Source organism: Azospirillum sp. TSO22-1 (assembly GCF_003116015.1).
Lineage (GTDB): Bacteria > Pseudomonadota > Alphaproteobacteria > Azospirillales > Azospirillaceae > Azospirillum.
Genome location: NZ_LGQZ01000164.1, coordinates 1 through 14,988 on the forward strand (window position 1 = coordinate 1; position 14,988 = coordinate 14,988).

Here is a 14,988-nt window from a genome sequence, read left to right on the forward strand (position 1 = left end):
ACCGACCCCCCCCGCACCCGCCTGCATGTCGACTCACCCCTGGCCGAGGGGCAGACGGTCGGGCTCGACCACGAGCGGGCGCACTACCTGCGCCACGTGCTGCGCCTCGACAAGGGGGCCGCCATCTCGGTGTTCAACGGCAAGGACGGCGAGTGGCTGGCGGTCATCGACGGGTTCGGCAAGGGCTGGTGCTCGCTCACCGTCACCACGCGGCGCCGGCCGCAGCAGGACGGCCCCGACGTCTGGCTGCTGTTCGCGCCGATCAAGCGCGGCCGCATCGACTCCGTGGCGGAGAAGGCGAGCGAACTGGGCGCGTCGCGCATCTGGCCGGTGTTCACCCGCCACACCGACCCGCACCGCGTCAACCTCGACCGCCTGCGCGCCAACGCGGTGGAGGCCGCCGAGCAGTGCGAGCGCCTGACCGTGCCCGACCTCCCCGACCCGGTGGCGCTCGACAAGGCGCTGGCGGGGTGGCCGGAGGGGCGCGTGTTGTTCCTCTGCCGCGAGAGCGGCGCCGCCCGCCCCATAGCGGAAGCGGTGCAGGCGCACGCCGGCCGGCCGGCCGCCTTCCTGGTCGGGCCGGAGGGCGGCTTTGCGAAGGCGGAACTTGACGATCTTGGTAAACTACCCTTTGTTGTCCCTGTCGGCCTGGGGCCCCGCGTCCTGCGGGCCGACACGGCGGCGTTCGCCGCGCTCGCCTGCTGGCAGGCCCTTGCGGGGGACTGGACGGCGGACGGCGCGGACGCACGGCCGCCTTTCCGTTCTCCTTGAGATTTTGCCGGAGCCCCCATGTCCGCACCCCCGAAGACGCGCGGCGAGCCGATCACCGACCGGCGCCAGCTGGTGGCGTACCTGGAGTCCGGCAGCAAGCCGGCGTCCGACTGGCGCATCGGCACCGAGCACGAGAAGTTCGCCTACCGCCTGTCCGACCTCCGCCCGCTGCCCTACGAGGGGCCGGACGGCATCCGCGAGGTGTTGACGCGGTTGCAGCGCTACGGCTGGCAGCCGGTGGAGGAGAACGGCAACATCATCGCCCTCACCCAGGACGACGGGGCCAACATCACGCTGGAGCCGGGCGGGCAGTTCGAACTGTCCGGCGCCGCGGTCGAGACGCTGCACCAGACCTGCGCCGAGGTGCACAGCCACCTGACCCAGGTGAAGGAGATCGGCGCCGAACTCGGCACCGGCATGGTCGGCCTGGGCTTCCAGCCGAAGTGGCGGCGCGACGAGATCCCGTGGATGCCCAAGGGCCGCTACCGCATCATGCGCGACTACATGCCCAAGCGCGGCAGCCTCGGCCTCGACATGATGACGCGGACCTGCACGGTGCAGGTCAACCTGGACTTCGCGTCGGAAGCCGACATGGTGAAGAAGTTCCGGGTGTCGCTGGCGCTCCAGCCGATCGCCACGGCGCTGTTCGCCAACTCGCCCTTCACCGAGGGCAAGCCGAATGGCTTCCAGTCCTTCCGCAGCCACATCTGGACCGACACCGACCCCGACCGCACCGGCGATCTGCCGTTCGTCTTCGAGGACGGCTTCGGGTTCGAGCGGCACGTCGACTACCTGCTCGACGTGCCCATGTACTTCGTCTATCGCGACGGCGCGTACATCGACGCGTCCGGCCAGTCGTTCCGCGACTTCATGGCCGGCAAACTGCCGGCGCTGCCCGGCGAGACGCCGCTGATCACCGATTTCGCCGACCACCTGACCACCTCGTTCCCCGAGGTGCGGCTGAAGAAGTACCTGGAGATGCGCGGCGCCGACGGCGGCCCGTGGCGCCGGCTGTGCGCGCTGCCGGCGCTGTGGGTCGGCCTGCTGTACGACGGCACCGCGCTCGACGCTGCCTGGGACCTCGTCAAGGACTGGACCACCGAGGAGCGCGCCCATTTGCGCGCCGAGGTGCCGCGCCACGCGCTGCGCACGCCGTTCCGTGGCGGCACGGTGCGCGACGTGGCGCTGGAGGTGCTGAAGATCGCCCACGCCGGGCTCGTCGCGCGCCGGCGCAACGACAACTGGGGCGACGACGAGGCGCACTTCCTCGACACCCTGTTCGCCATCGCCGAATCGGGCCAGACCCCGGCCGACGAACTGCTCGCCAAGTACCACGGCGCCTGGGGCGGCAGCGTCGATCCGGTGTTCAAGGAATACGCGTACTGATCCCGGGCCAATGATCACAGGCCGTCCAGCCGATTGGTCTGGACGGCCCCGGATTGCCCAAACATCCTGAATGGGCGAGCAAACCGCTCGGACACCCATTGTCAGGAGAAGCGTATGCGTGGACTCGTCACAGGTATCCTGGGCGCGGTCGCCCTCATGCCGTCCGCCCCGGTACAGGCACAGTCCACGGTCGGCGTCTGGACGGTCGAACTCGGCAAGAAGTGCGCGATCACCCAGACCTGGAAGGGCGACAACAAGAACACCATCGGCATCATGATCTCCTACCTGGCGAAGGGGCAGGGGCTGCTGCTGGCGTTCTTCGACACCGACACGGCCTACAAGGACAAGGAGGAGTTCAAGGTCCTCCTGGAGGTCGACAAGCGCTGGAAGGCCAAGGTGGACGGCTTCGCCGCCGACAAGAACACCGCCGCCGTGGTGCTGCAGGCCAGCTCCGACTCCGTGCGCGCGCTGATGGACGGCAACTCGCTGTACATGGAAGTGCCGGACAAGCCGGACAACTACTCCGGCACCTACTCGCTGGACGACACCCGCAAGGCCATCGGCGCCCTCGACTCCTGCCGCGCCCAGGCGGACTGATATCGAAGCCGGGCGTCACGCCCCGCCCACCTCCAGCGCCGCGCCCTGCAGCACCCGGACCAGGTGCTCGGCCAGCCGGATGCTCAGCGCGACCGTGGTGAAGGTGGGTGGGGCGGTGCCCTCGGTGGGGAAGACCGAGTTGCCGGCGACGTAGAGGTTCGCCAGCTCGTGCACGCGCCCGTCCGGGTCCACCACGCCGTCGCGCGGCGACGCGCTCATGCGCGTGGTGCCGCAGTGGTGATTACCCCAATGGTCGAAGCGCGACCAGCGCTCCTCGCCGTCGTCCATCGCCACGCACGCGCGCGCGATGCCGAGCCGCTCCAGATCCTCGCCCAGCAGCTCGACGGCGCGGCGCACGCTGTGGCGGTCGAGCGCGCCGGTCCGCCAATGCAGGTCGACGCGGCGCAGGCCCAGCGCATCCACCTCGCGGGTCAGCGTGACCCGGCTGTCGGGGGTGGGGGACTGCTCGACCTCCGCCTTGATCAGCCAGCGCCTGGGGTCCCGGTCGATGCCGAACAGCTTGCGCACGCGGTTCTCGGTCAGGCAGTCCAGGTCGCGCGCGATGTTGCGCAGGTGATAGCCGACATCACTGACCATGTCGTTGCCACGCAGCATATGGCGCAACCCGTCGCGCAGCACCACCCAGGACCGGCCGCCGCGCGAGTACGCCTTGCTGAACGGCTCCAGGCTGAAATGGGTGTTGAGCAGGCCCTCCCGTTCCGCCAGTTCCGGCGCCAGCCGCAGCGAGCCCTCGATGCAGGGGCCGCCGCCGGCCAGGGCGTGGCGGCTGTAGAACCACGGCGCCGTATCCGGTCCGCTGGGCTCGATCAAGCCGGGCCAGGAGACGCGGTGCTCCATGAACCAGCGCCCAACGTGGCCGTGCCCGTTGCCCAGCCCGGCCGGGCGTACCCGGTCGGCGTTGAGCAGCAGCCGGGCGTTCTCCACCCCGCCGCAGGCCAGCACAAAGACGCGGGCGCACACCCGCAGCCGTCGGCCGCCGGTCGTGACCGCCGCGACCTCGCGCACCACGTCGTCGTGCGCGCCGACCACGATGTCGACGACGCTGGTGTCGAGATGACAGCGGACGTTCCCCGAGCGCGCCAGCGCGTCGCGGTGCGCCTCGCCGAAGCGGGTGGGGAGGACCTGCGTGACGCCGGTGCGGAAACGCTGCGGTGGCAGCGGCAGCAGCGGCCGGCCGTCCTCCTCCGCCCACGCCTCGGCGTCGAAGCAGGCGTTCGGCAGGCCGATCCGCGCGGCGGCGCGGGCGTAGTAGGGGCGCAACTCGCGCTCGCCGATCGGCCAGCCGCTATCGGGAATCCAGGCGCGCCGCTCGAAGTCCAGCGGATCGAGCGGTCGGCACAGCCCGGCCCAGCGGTTGGTCGAACCGCCGAGGAAGCGCAGCCGGCTCACCGTCGGCGGCGGCAGCCGGATACCGGAGCAGGTGCCGGCGTAGTGGCTCTGCACCCACCGCGAGAAGGTCCGGTTGCCGGCTTCCAGGAGGGCGACGCGCAACGGCGTGCCGTCGACTTCGAGCGCGAGGGTGATCCCGGCGGCGCCGGCGCCGACGATGCAGACGTCCGTGTCGATCACGGCTCCGCTGGGAAGTGTGTCTCCCTCGATGAGCATGGCGCCCGGCTTATGCGATCCCCCCGCGTCGATATTGGGGGACTCGCCGTGGCCGCCAACGCGGCCCCCACGTTTGTGCCGGGCGTCATAGCCTCCTAGAACTGGCGCAGCAGCCGGTCGATGTACTCCCTCTCGAACTGCGGGCGGGTGTACTGCTGCGAGCGGCGGCGCAGCTCGTCGAGGATCTCGCGGGAGCGCTGGAGGTCGGCCTTGTCCGGGATCTTGGTGCCGTCCTGGCCCATGCTGTAGCCGCCCTCGCGCCCGCGGTTCAGCGGGTCGCGGTTGCGGCCGGCGCGCTGCTGCTGTTGCTGGCCCGGCTGCATCCCGGGCTGCATGCCCATCATCTGCTGCATCATCTGCTCGGCGAAGCTTTGCAGGCCCTGCTGCAGCTCGTCCATCGCCTGCCCCTGCGAGGGCAGGGCGGCGTCCGGCTGGCCCTGCTGGAGCGCCTGGCCGGCGTCGCGCATGGCGCGCTCGGCGCGGCCGAAGGGACGCGGGATCTCGCCGCCCATCTCGCCCATGCGGCGCATGATCTCGCCGAGCTGGCGGCGCAACGCCTCCTGCTGTTCCGACTGGCGCTGCATGGTCGGGCTGCCCTGGCCCTGCTGCCCCTGGCCCTGGCCGCGCTGCCCCTGCTGGCCGCGCCCGCGCGGGCTCTGCTGGCCGCCGGGCTGCTGCATGCCCTGCTGGCCTTGCTGCCCCTGCTGCGACTGCTGGAAGGTCTGGTCCATCAGCTGCTGCTGCTGCTGGGTCAGCTCCTGCAGCTGGCGCATCATCTCCCAGGCCTGGTTCTGGCCCTGCTGGCCCTGCTGCGCCATGGTGCCGGCGCGCATGTTCTCCAGCATCTGCTGAAGCTGCGAGAGCATCTGCCGGGCGGCGTCGCGGGCACCGGTCTCCGCCATCTGCCGCATCTGCTCCAGCATCTGCTGGAGGTCGTTGCGGTCCATCATGCGGTTGGCCAGCTCCGGCGGGATCTCGGGGATCTGCTCGCCGCGCTCCAGCGCCTGGCGCAGCTGCTCCTCCATCGCCTCGAAGAACTTGTCCATGGCCTGCTGGAGCTCGTCCATCAGCCGCTTCAGCTCCTCGTCGGAGGCGTTGCGGTCCAGCGCCTCGGCCAGCCGGCGCTCGGCGTCGCGCAGATCGCGCTCGGCCAGCGACAGGCCGCCGTCCTCGATGCGCAGCGCCGTCTCCCACATCAGGCTCTGCACCTCGGGGATCGCCTCCTTGGACTGGTCGAGCATCAGCCGGGCCAGCGCCGTGCGCAGCGCCATGAAGACGACGATGTCGTGGCTGTAGGCGCCCGGCCGGGCGGAGATTTCGGCCAGCGCGCGGGCGACGTCGGGGCGCGCCTCGGGGGTGAGGGTGAGCTTCTTGCGCTCCTCGACGATGGCGCGGGCGACCGGGTGGTTGAACGGCCGTTCCGGCAGCACCATCGCGAACTCCTCGCTCTTGCCGGTCTGGCCGGCGCCGTCGGTGGCGGCGAGCTGGAGGGTCACCGGCAGCCCGGCCCAGGGGTGCGCGGTCAGGTCGTGGAAGCCGGCGTTGCGCGCCTCCTTCGGCCGCACGCCGGGCAGCGCCAGCGGCAGGTCGATGGGCGTGCGGTCGAGGTTCGGCGCGGTGCCCTCCGGCGTGGCGAGGCGCACCGCGGCGTTGGCGGCGGTGACGCCGTAGTCGTCGTGCGCCACGTACTCGATGCGCAGCGCGCCGCGCTCGCTCTTGGCCGGCGGGCTGGCGTAGTCGATGGTCGGCGGGTTGTCGGGGATCACCTGGATCGGCCAGGAGCCCAGCGTGCCGCCGCCCTGGGTGACGGCGATGCGGGTGCCGGACTCGACGGGGCGCTGGATCTGGAAGGTCGAGGCGTCCACCGCGTCGAAGGGCGCCGCGTTTCCGCCGACCTCCAGCTTTGGAGCACCTCCGCCGCCGCTGACGCGGGCCAGCGCGATGCTGCCCTTGGGCACCGCCACTGTGGCCGGCGCCGCGGCCTTGTCGGCCGGCGCCTTGTCCGTTGGCGCCTTCTGGGCAGCGGTCTTCAGGAAGATCGGGGCGAGGCCGGTGTATTCCGGCGGGTTGATCCACAGGTCGAGCGTCGCCGCAGCGGTCACCGGGCCGGGGGCGAACTGCGGCGACAGCGCGGCGGCGAGGCGCGGGCGCCAGTCGCCCCAGGCGCCGATCCCGGCGATGATCAGCAGCAGCGCCACCGCGACGCGCAGCGCGTGCGGGTCGCGGGAGATGATGTCGGGGGTGGGGAAGGCGACACGCAGCCGCCGCACGCTGTCGCGCATGCGCTGCTGGTGCAGCTCCCACAGCGCCCGGGCGGTGGCGTCGCCGCCGGCCGGGCGGTCGCGCAGGACGTGCAGCGGGCGGTGGGGCAAGCCGGTGTCGCGCTCCAGCCGGCGGCGGGCGGCGGCGGTGTCGGGCGGTGCGAAGCCGCGGAAGCCGCGCCACAGGCTGAACAGGAAGGCGCCCGCCAGCAGTACCAGGACCAGGCTGTGCAGCCAGCCCGGCAGCATCGGCAGCAGATTGAACAGCGCCAGCACGAGGAACGCGCCGACGAGCGCCACCGGCGCCCACAGCGCCGGCCACAGTCGTTCCCAGAGCAGCGCGGCGCGGGCCTGGAGGAGGCGGAAGGCCGGCTCCGGCCCGCGGGTCGTCTGGGTCTCTCGCTCGGTCATGCCGCACTCCGCTGCCGTCGCCCCGGCCGGGCTCCGTCGGCGTGGCCGGGTCTCGTCAGGATATAGGCTGCCCCGCGGCGGTTTCCGCCGGAAGATTCGCCAGCCACTCACCGAACCACTTGTCCATGACCAAAATATGGCCGCACAGCCAGATCGCCACGTAGCCGTGCAGGAATTGGACGTCCTCGTCCGACGGCTCCGGCCCGGCGGCGGTGCTGCGCACGTAGTCGGCGAAGGCGTCGTGAGCGCGCTTGTGCTTGGCGTAGTCGGGGTAGGCGTGCTGCCGCATGATCGCCTCTTCCCGCCGGAAGTGCGTCTCGGAATAGTCCACCAAGTCGGAAAGGACCTGTCCGATCAGCGCGCGGCTCTCGCCGGCCTTGATGGCGTCGCTGAAGCGGTTGTACAGCGCGAACAGCCGCTGGTGGTCCCCATCCACCGGGCCTAGCCCGATGGCGTAGGCGAGGTCCCATTCCATGCGTGCCGCTCCCCCGTGGTCGTGTGGGGATTATGCATGAATCGCGGGGTTTGGCAGCTGGGGATTGTGGGGCGAGGGGAAGCGGCTACTTCCCCAGCCACTCCGGCACGCGATCCATCCCCAGCAGGTCCTCGATCGTCGGACGCGGCCGGATGACGGCGAAGGCGTCGCCGTTCACCAGCACCTCGGGCGCCAGCGGGCGGGTGTTGTACGTCGAGGCCATCACCGCCCCGTACGCCCCGGCCGAGCAGAAGGCGACCAGGTCGTCGGCGGCCAGCGGCGGCAAAGGCCGTTGCAAGGCGAAGGTGTCGCCGCTCTCGCACACCGGGCCGACGACGTCCACGGTCACCGGTTCGACGTCCGGCGCGGGCTCCGCCACCGGCTTGATGGCGTGGTAGGCGTCGTACAGCGACGGGCGGATCAGGTCGTTCATCGCCGCATCGACGATCAGGAAGCGGCGCGCCAACCCGTGCTTCAGGTACACCACCTTCGACACCAGGATGCCGGCGTTGCCGACCAGCGCGCGGCCGGGCTCCAGCGTCACGTGGCAGCCGAGGTTGCCGGTGATCGAGCGCACCATGCCGGCGTACTCGTTCAGGTCGGGCGGCGTCTCGTCGCGGTAGCGGATGCCGATGCCGCCGCCGAGGTCGAGGCGCTGGATGTCGATGCCGTCGGCGCGCAGCGCGTGCAGCAGCTCGACCACCCGCTCGAACGCGGCGCGGAACGGGGCGAGGTCGGTCAGCTGGGAGCCGATGTGCACCGCGATGCCCAGCGGCTTGATGCCGGGCAGCGCCGCCGCCCGGGCGTACACCTCGCGGGCGTGGTCCCAGTCGATGCCGAACTTGTTCTCCTTCTTGCCGGTGGCGATCTTGGCGTGCGTCTTGGCGTCCACATCCGGGTTGACGCGGATGGCGATCGGCGCCTCGACGCCCAGCGACGAGGCGACCTCGCTCAGCGCCTCCAGCTCCGGCACGGATTCGACGTTCAGCTGGTAGATGCCGGCCTCCAGCGCGGCGCGCATCTCCTCCCTGGTCTTGCCGACGCCAGAGAAGACGATGCGGTCCGCTGACACCCCGGCGGCCAGCGCGCGGCGCATCTCGCCCTCCGACACCACGTCGGCGCCGGCGCCCTGCTGCGCCAGCGTGCGCACCACCGCGAGGTTGGAGTTGGCCTTCAGCGCGTAGCAGACGCCGGCGTCCTGCCCCGCGAAGGCGCCCGCGTAGGCGCGGTAGTTGGCGACCAGCGCCGCCGTCGAGTAGCAGTAGAACGGCGTGCCGACCTCGGCCGCGATGGCCTGCAGCGAGACGCCCTCGGCGTGCAGCACGCCGTCCTTGTAGGTGAACGGGTTCATGGGAACTTCAGGCCGGAGGAGGGCTGGCCCGGCTTCGGGTCCAGAGCGGGATTCGGGTAGGTCTGCGGGAACGGCTGCGCCCGCTCGACGTCGGGGGAGTCGACCGCCCTCGGCTTCTTGCCGCAGCCGGCGAGCGCCAGGGTTGCGGCCACAGCCAGCGTCAGGCCGATCGCAAGGCGGCTCACAGGAAGCGCTCCCGGGCCGCCTTGACGGCTTCCTGCACGCGGGTGGGGGCGGTGCCGCCGAAGCTCTGGCGGCTGGCGACGGATGCTTCGACGGTGAGCACCTGGAACACCTCCTCGGTGATGCGCGGCTCGATGGACCGCATGTCCGCCAGCGGCAGCTCGGCGAGCTTGACGCCCTTGTCCTCGGCCAGCTTGACGGCGCGGCCGGTGACGTGGTGCGCCTCGCGGAACGGCATGCCCAGCACCCGCACCAGCCAGTCGGCGAGGTCGGTGGCGGTGAGGAAGCCGCGCTCGGCCGCCTCGCGCATCGCCTTGGGGTTCGGGGTCATGTCGCGCACCATGCCCTCCATGGCGGCGACGCAGAGCGCCAGGGTGTCGTCGGTCTCGAAGACCGGCACCTTGTCCTCCTGCATGTCCTTGGAGTAGGCGAGCGGCAGGCCCTTCATCACCATCAGCAGGCCGTTCAGCGCCCCGACCACGCGGCCGGCCTTGGCGCGCACCAGCTCGGCGGCGTCGGGGTTCTTCTTCTGCGGCATGATGGAGGAGCCGGTGGTGAAGGCGTCCGACAGCCGGATGAAGCGGAACTGGTCGGAGCACCACAGCACGATCTCCTCCGCGAAGCGGGTGAGGTGCACGGCGCAGATCGACGCGGCGGCCAAGTACTCCAGCGCGAAGTCGCGGTCGGACACGCCGTCCAGCGAGTTGGCGGTCGGCCGGTTGAAGCCCAGCGCCTCGGCCGTCATGTGGCGGTCGAGCGGGAACGGCGTGCCGGCCAGCGCGGCGGAGCCCAGCGGGCACTCGTTCAGCCGGGCGCGGGCGTCCCTGAAACGACCACGGTCGCGGCCCAGCATCTCGACGTAGGCCAGCAGGTGGTGGCCGAAGGTCACCGGCTGCGCGGCCTGCAGGTGGGTGAAGCCGGGCATCACCGTGTCGGTGTGCTGCTCGGCCAGATCGATCAGCGCCGCCTGGAGGGCGGCGAGGCCGGCGTCCATGCGGTCCATGGCGTCGCGCACCCACAGCTTGAAGTCGGTCGCCACCTGGTCGTTGCGCGAGCGGCCGGTGTGCAGGCGCTTGGCCGGCTCGCCGACCAGTTCGGCCAGCCGGGCCTCGACGTTCATGTGGATATCCTCCAGCTCCGTCTTGAAGACGAAGGCGCCGGAGTCGATCTCTTGCTTCACGCGGTCGAGGCCGTCGCGGATGGCGTCGGCGTCGGCCTGGGTGATGATGCCCTGCTTCGCCAGCATGGCGGCGTGCGCCTTCGAGCCGGCGATGTCCTGGTCGGCGAGGCGCTTGTCGAAATCGATGGAGACGTTGATCTTCTCCATGATCGCGGCCGGGCCGCGGGCGAAGCGGCCGCCCCACATCTGGCTGGCGGAGGGGGCGGAAGTGTTGGGGCGTTCGGCGCTCATGGACAGGGACGTTCGGCTGATGGGGCGAGGACGGTAGTTATGCGGACTTTCGTGGCGGTCGCAATGGTTTGTGTGGTCCTCGGCGTCGCGGCGTGGGCAGGGCTGGGCCGCGCCGGCGTGCGCGGGCCGGAGGCGGTCGTCCCCGGGGCCGGGCAGCGGGCGACGAAAACCGCGGGAATCGACACCTTCAAGGGTGGTGAGGCCAAGCCGATCAAGCCCTTCGCCTTCGTGGACGGGCAGGGCCGCAAGGTCGAGCTGGCCGACTTCGCCGGGCGCACCGTGCTGCTCAACCTGTGGGCGACGTGGTGCGGGCCGTGCGTGAAGGAGATGCCGTCGCTCGACCGGCTGCAGGCGGCGCTGGGCGGGCGCGACTTCCAGGTGGTGGCGCTGTCGGTGGACCGCGGCGGGCGCGACACAGTGGAGCCGTTCCTGAAGAAGCTCGGCATCCAGAACCTGGAGCCGTACTTCGACCAGCCGAGCGCCTCGATGACCGCGCTGGGGCCGCGCGGCCTGCCGACGACGCTGCTGGTCGGCCCGGACGGCAAGGAACTGGGGCGCGTCGAGGGCGGCGTGGAGTGGGACTCGCCGGAGGTCGTCGCCTTCCTGCGCAAGCAGATCGGCGGCAGCCGGGGGCCGGCGCGGGACGGGGGCATGGTGCGGACGGGCGGGTGACCGGTCGTTTCTTCCAGGTGCGGCGTCACGCCCCGTGGACAGTCCGGCCGCGGGGGCATTCAATCGTGAGGGGAACCTTATTCCTGTTAGAAGCGGTGCGGTCGAAGTTGCCGTGACTTGCGCGCGCCATTCTGACTGCCACCGCCCCGATTCGTGAGGAATACGAGAGTATGAGCGACGTCACCCCGAAAATGCAGCTCCACTACGACGCCATAGAGTGTCTGGAGAAGGCGATCATCCATCACCGCAAGGCGATCAAGTACAAGGCGTGGGACCTGGAGAAGGGCAAGGAGCGCGACAACAACCACGCCGCGCACCACGCCGGCATCGCGCTGGCGCACACGCTGCGGGCGCTGGAAAAGTCGCACGAGGCGGAGAAGATCGAGGCCGACGAGTACGACCGGTCCCAGGAGAAGTGAGGTTTGCTCCCTTCCCCCGCTCCGCGGGGGGAGGGAAGGGGCCCGCGGAGCGGGAAGGGTGGGGGCTACGGCTTCGCGGAAGACGACGTGCCCCCACCCAACCCTCCCCCGCCGGAGGCGGGGGAGGGCAAGAAACACATCAGCCCTTGCGCTTGCTGCCGGCGACCTGGATGAAGTTGTCGTAGGGCAGCTCGGCGACGCGCCACCACAGCTGCGCCTCCTCCAGGAAGCCCTTCCAGCTCTCGTAGACCGTCTTGAACTGCGGGTTCTTGGCGGCGATCTCGTCGTACAGCTCGAAGGCGTGCTTGTGGCCGGCCTCCATGATGTCGCGCGAGAAGGTGCGCAGCTGCGCGCCCTTGCCGACCAGGCGCTTCAGCGCGCGGGCGTTCTCGGCGTCGTAGCGCGCGGTCATGGCGCTGTTCGCCTCGGCGCAGGCCAGTTCCAGGATCGACTGGTAGGCCTTCGGCAGCTTCTCCCACTCGCCGATGTTGACGTACAGCGAGACCTGCGGGCCGCCCTCCCACCAGCCGGGGGAGTAGTAGTACTTGGCGACCTGCACGAAGCCGAGCTTCTCGTCGTCGTACGGGCCGACGAACTCGGTGGCGTCGATGGTGCCCTTCTCAAGGGCCGGATAGACGTCGGCGCCGGCGATCTGCGACGGGGTGACGCCCATCTTCGTCATGATCTGGCCGGTGATGCCCGCGATGCGCATCTTCAGGCCCTGCAAGTCGGCCAGCGTCTTGACCTCCTTGCGGAACCAGCCGCCCATCTGCACGCCGGTGTTGCCGGCCGGGAACTGGATGATGTTGACCGCCTTGAAGACGTCGCGCATCACCTCGCGCCCGCCGCCGTACTGGAACCAGGCGTTCTGCTGGCGCGCGTTCGGGCCGAAGGGGACGGCGGTGTCGAAGGCGTACACCGGGTCCTTGCCGACGTAGTAGTAGCCGCAGGTGTGCCCGCACTGCACGGTGCCGTTCTGCACCGCGTCCATGACCTGCAGTGGCGGCACGATCTCGCCCGAGGCGAAGGGGCGGATCTGGAACTTGCCGTCGGTCGCCTCGGCGACGCGCTTCGCGATCAGCTCCGAAGTGCCGAACAGGACGTCGGTGCTCTTGGGGAAGCTGGACGCGAGGCGCCACTGGATGGCCGGCTGCGTCTGCGCGATGGCGGGGGCGGCGACGCCCATGACACCGGTGGCGGCACCGGTGGCGGCGAGCCCGGCTCCGGTCGCCTTCAAAAGATCCCTGCGCCTCATGGGGCACCTTCCTGGTGGTTTGTTGTGATTGTTGCGTACCGCGAAGCTAACGGGACTTTTCCGCAACAGGAACCCACGCTCCGGCATGGCTGGGTTTCCTCAGCGGGACGGCTGCTCGGCCGACTGCCGCGGGTCCTGGTCTTGCGTGCGGGCGACGGCGGCGGTGGCCTCCTCAACCATGCGCAGGTGGTCGTTCAGCTGGTCCAGCGTCGTCTCGGCGTAATGGTGCAGCCCCTCGTCGCCCTGGTAGGCCACCTGGGCGTCGAACAGCTTCAGCGCGCGCAGGTGCGTCTCTTCCTGGAAGCTCAGGAAATAGCGGTCGAAGGCCGGACCGGTGAAGGTCTGCATCTCGCCGATCTGCTCGCGGGTGGGCGCGTCCAGGCCGTCGGGCAGGGTGGCGCCGTGCTTCAGGGCGATGGCGCGCAGCCGTTCGTGCGCGGTGGCGTGGCTGTCGGCGAGCCGGCGGGCGATGGCGCGCACCTGCCCGGTCTCGGCGAGGTCCTCGGCCAACTTCCCCGCGTGCATCTCCGTGAGGTTGAGGATCGCCGCCTCGTTGAGGAAGTTGCGTTCGCGCCGGTCGAGTCCATCGGCGGGTTGTGCGAACGCGGGCATGGCGCAGACGAGCGTCAGGACCAGCGCCATTGCCGGGGCGGCGGGACGCCACATGCTCGGGGTCTCCTCGTTTTCAGGGGCGAACAACGAGGGCGGCGTGTGGTTCCAAGAATCAAACGACCCGCCCCGGTTGCCCGGGGCGGGTTCGCCTGAAGGAGACTCGGGGGCCGACCGGAGTTAGCGAGTCGGGACCGGCGGGGTCTTCGAATAGTCGTAGAAACCGCGGCCGACCTTGCGGCCGACCCAGCCGGCCTCGACGTACTTCACCAGCAGCGGGCAGGGGCGGTACTTGGAATCGGCCAGACCCTCGTACAGCACCTGCATGACGGCCAGGCAGGTGTCCAGGCCGATGAAGTCGGCCAGCTCCAGCGGGCCCATCGGGTGGTTGGCGCCCAGCTTCAGCGCGGTGTCGATGCTCTGCACGTTGCCGACGCCCTCATAGAGGGTGTAGACGGCCTCGTTGATCATCGGCAGCAGGATGCGGTTGACGATGAAGGCCGGGAAGTCCTCGGCCACCGCCGCGGTCTTGCCGATCTTGGCGGTCAGCTCGGCGATCGCCGCGAAGGTCTCCTCGTCGGTCGCGATGCCGCGGATCAGCTCGACCAGCTGCATCACCGGCACCGGGTTCATGAAGTGCATGCCCATGAACTTCGACGGCCGGTCGGTGGAGGCGGCCAGACGGGTGATCGAGATCGACGAGGTGTTGGTCGCGATCAGCGCCTCGGCCTTCAGGTTCGGCACCAGCTTCTTGAAGATCTCGCGCTTCACCGCCTCGTTCTCGGTTGCCGCCTCGATGACGAGGTCGGCGTCCTTGAACACCGACAGGTCGGTGCCGGTGGAGATGCGCGCCAGGGCGGCGGTCTTGTCGGCCTCGGCCAGCTTCCCCTTCTGGACCTGGCGGTCCATGTTCTTGCCGATGCCGGCGACCGCCTTGGCGAGGACTTCCTCGCTGATGTCGGAGATGATGACGTCGAAGCCGGACTGCGCGCAGACGTGCGCGATGCCGCTGCCCATCTGACCGGCGCCGATGATGCCAATGCTCTTGATCGTGGCCATGGAATGTTCCCGCAGGGTCTAGGGGGTTGTTCTGAGAGCCGTCAACGCGCCTTGGCCAGTTCGCCGGTCAGGTCCGGCACCGCCTTGAAGAGGTCGGCGACGAGACCGTAATCGGCGACCTGGAAGATGGGAGCTTCCTCGTCCTTGTTGATGGCGACGATCACCTTGCTGTCCTTCATGCCGGCGAGGTGCTGGATGGCACCGGAAATGCCGACGGCGATGTACAGCTCGGGCGCCACGATCTTGCCGGTTTGCCCGACTTGGTAGTCGTTGGGGACGAAGCCCGCGTCCACCGCCGCGCGCGACGCGCCGACCGCGCCGCCCAGCTGGTCGGCCAGGGCCTCGAGCAGCTTGAAGTTGTCGCCCGACTGCATGCCGCGTCCGCCGGACACCACCACGCGGGCGGCGGTCAGCTCCGGGCGCTCCGACTTGGTCAGCTCCTGGCTGACGAAGGTGGACTTGCCGTTGGACGCCGCGGCACCCAGCGTCTCCACGGCCGCCG

15 protein-coding genes are annotated in these 14,988 nt (G+C 70.3%); 5 read left to right on the forward strand and 10 right to left on the reverse strand.

The window, feature by feature from the left end:
• From TSO221_RS31805 to TSO221_RS31815, 3 genes are all read left to right on the forward strand, one after another.
• On the forward strand, positions 1–771 hold a 771-nt coding region (locus TSO221_RS31805; protein WP_199229717.1), incomplete at its 5' end, for a 16S rRNA (uracil(1498)-N(3))-methyltransferase.
• 18 nt (positions 772–789) lie between these two features.
• Entirely contained in the window at positions 790–2,157 is a 1,368-nt protein-coding gene (locus TSO221_RS31810) for a glutamate--cysteine ligase (protein ID WP_109122497.1), read from the forward strand.
• Between the two features lie 114 nt (positions 2,158–2,271).
• Entirely contained in the window at positions 2,272–2,754 is a 483-nt protein-coding gene (locus tag TSO221_RS31815; RefSeq protein WP_109122498.1) for a hypothetical protein, read from the forward strand.
• 15 nt (positions 2,755–2,769) lie between these two features.
• Here the strand turns inward: TSO221_RS31815 and TSO221_RS31820 are convergent, their stop codons facing one another.
• The 6 genes from TSO221_RS31820 to argH form a co-directional block, all read right to left on the reverse strand.
• Entirely contained in the window at positions 2,770–4,344 is a 1,575-nt protein-coding gene (locus tag TSO221_RS31820) for a GMC family oxidoreductase (protein ID WP_158284269.1), read from the reverse strand.
• 131 nt (positions 4,345–4,475) lie between these two features.
• The gene (locus TSO221_RS31825) at positions 4,476–7,052 is read right to left on the reverse strand and encodes a TIGR02302 family protein (protein WP_109122500.1); all 2,577 of its coding nucleotides are present in this window, start codon (positions 7,050–7,052) and stop codon (positions 4,476–4,478) included.
• Between the two features lie 55 nt (positions 7,053–7,107).
• Positions 7,108–7,527 (reverse strand): bacteriohemerythrin, encoded by a 420-nt coding sequence (locus tag TSO221_RS31830; RefSeq protein WP_109122501.1) that lies wholly within the window; start codon positions 7,525–7,527, stop codon positions 7,108–7,110.
• Positions 7,528–7,612: 85 nt separating this feature from the next.
• On the reverse strand, positions 7,613–8,878 hold the full coding sequence (lysA, locus tag TSO221_RS31835) for a diaminopimelate decarboxylase (protein ID WP_109122502.1): 1,266 nt from the start codon (positions 8,876–8,878) through the stop codon (positions 7,613–7,615).
• Entirely contained in the window at positions 8,875–9,063 is a 189-nt protein-coding gene (locus tag TSO221_RS31840) for a hypothetical protein (RefSeq protein ID WP_109122503.1), read from the reverse strand. Before TSO221_RS31840 ends, lysA begins: the two co-directional genes overlap by 4 nt.
• Positions 9,060–10,472 carry an argininosuccinate lyase gene (argH, locus tag TSO221_RS31845; RefSeq protein WP_109122504.1) on the reverse strand — a complete coding sequence of 471 codons (1,413 nt, stop codon included), beginning with the start codon at positions 10,470–10,472 and terminating at the stop codon, positions 9,060–9,062. Before argH ends, TSO221_RS31840 begins: the two co-directional genes overlap by 4 nt.
• A 39-nt stretch (positions 10,473–10,511) precedes the next feature.
• Between argH and TSO221_RS31850 the strand changes: the two genes are divergently transcribed.
• Both TSO221_RS31850 and TSO221_RS31855 read left to right on the forward strand, forming a co-directional pair.
• A complete protein-coding gene (locus TSO221_RS31850) occupies positions 10,512–11,144 on the forward strand; it encodes a TlpA disulfide reductase family protein (RefSeq protein ID WP_109122505.1) in 633 nt (210 codons plus the stop codon).
• A 170-nt stretch (positions 11,145–11,314) separates the two neighbouring features.
• Positions 11,315–11,563 carry a hypothetical protein gene (locus TSO221_RS31855; RefSeq protein WP_109122506.1) on the forward strand — a complete coding sequence of 83 codons (249 nt, stop codon included), beginning with the start codon at positions 11,315–11,317 and terminating at the stop codon, positions 11,561–11,563.
• A 139-nt stretch (positions 11,564–11,702) separates the two neighbouring features.
• Here the strand turns inward: TSO221_RS31855 and TSO221_RS31860 are convergent, their stop codons facing one another.
• From TSO221_RS31860 to TSO221_RS31875, 4 genes are all read right to left on the reverse strand, one after another.
• A complete protein-coding gene (locus TSO221_RS31860) occupies positions 11,703–12,818 on the reverse strand; it encodes a TRAP transporter substrate-binding protein (protein ID WP_109122507.1) in 1,116 nt (371 codons plus the stop codon).
• Positions 12,819–12,917: 99 nt separating this feature from the next.
• Positions 12,918–13,484, reverse strand: a complete 567-nt coding sequence (locus tag TSO221_RS31865) for a DUF4142 domain-containing protein (protein WP_109122508.1) — start codon at positions 13,482–13,484, stop codon at positions 12,918–12,920.
• Positions 13,485–13,607: 123 nt separating this feature from the next.
• On the reverse strand, positions 13,608–14,486 hold the full coding sequence (locus TSO221_RS31870; protein WP_109122509.1) for a 3-hydroxybutyryl-CoA dehydrogenase: 879 nt from the start codon (positions 14,484–14,486) through the stop codon (positions 13,608–13,610).
• Positions 14,487–14,527: 41 nt separating this feature from the next.
• Positions 14,528–14,988 (reverse strand): FAD-binding protein (locus TSO221_RS31875; protein ID WP_199229718.1); only part of this gene is annotated, 461 nt, incomplete at its 5' end.

Excerpts from the sequence above, each read along its gene's own strand:
- TSO221_RS31810 (WP_109122497.1), top strand. The coding sequence starts at position 790 with ATGTCCGCACCCCCGAAGACGCGCGGCGAGCCGATCACCGACCGGCGC.
- TSO221_RS31815 (WP_109122498.1), top strand. The coding sequence starts at position 2,272 with ATGCGTGGACTCGTCACAGGTATCCTGGGCGCGGTCGCCCTCATGCCG.
- TSO221_RS31825 (WP_109122500.1), bottom strand. The coding sequence starts at position 7,052 with ATGACCGAGCGAGAGACCCAGACGACCCGCGGGCCGGAGCCGGCCTTC.
- TSO221_RS31830 (WP_109122501.1), bottom strand. The coding sequence starts at position 7,527 with ATGGAATGGGACCTCGCCTACGCCATCGGGCTAGGCCCGGTGGATGGG.
- lysA (WP_109122502.1), bottom strand. The coding sequence starts at position 8,878 with ATGAACCCGTTCACCTACAAGGACGGCGTGCTGCACGCCGAGGGCGTC.
- argH (WP_109122504.1), bottom strand. The coding sequence starts at position 10,472 with ATGAGCGCCGAACGCCCCAACACTTCCGCCCCCTCCGCCAGCCAGATG.
- TSO221_RS31850 (WP_109122505.1), top strand. The coding sequence starts at position 10,512 with ATGCGGACTTTCGTGGCGGTCGCAATGGTTTGTGTGGTCCTCGGCGTC.
- TSO221_RS31855 (WP_109122506.1), top strand. The coding sequence starts at position 11,315 with ATGAGCGACGTCACCCCGAAAATGCAGCTCCACTACGACGCCATAGAG.
- TSO221_RS31860 (WP_109122507.1), bottom strand. The coding sequence starts at position 12,818 with ATGAGGCGCAGGGATCTTTTGAAGGCGACCGGAGCCGGGCTCGCCGCC.
- TSO221_RS31865 (WP_109122508.1), bottom strand. The coding sequence starts at position 13,484 with ATGTGGCGTCCCGCCGCCCCGGCAATGGCGCTGGTCCTGACGCTCGTC.
- TSO221_RS31870 (WP_109122509.1), bottom strand. The coding sequence starts at position 14,486 with ATGGCCACGATCAAGAGCATTGGCATCATCGGCGCCGGTCAGATGGGC.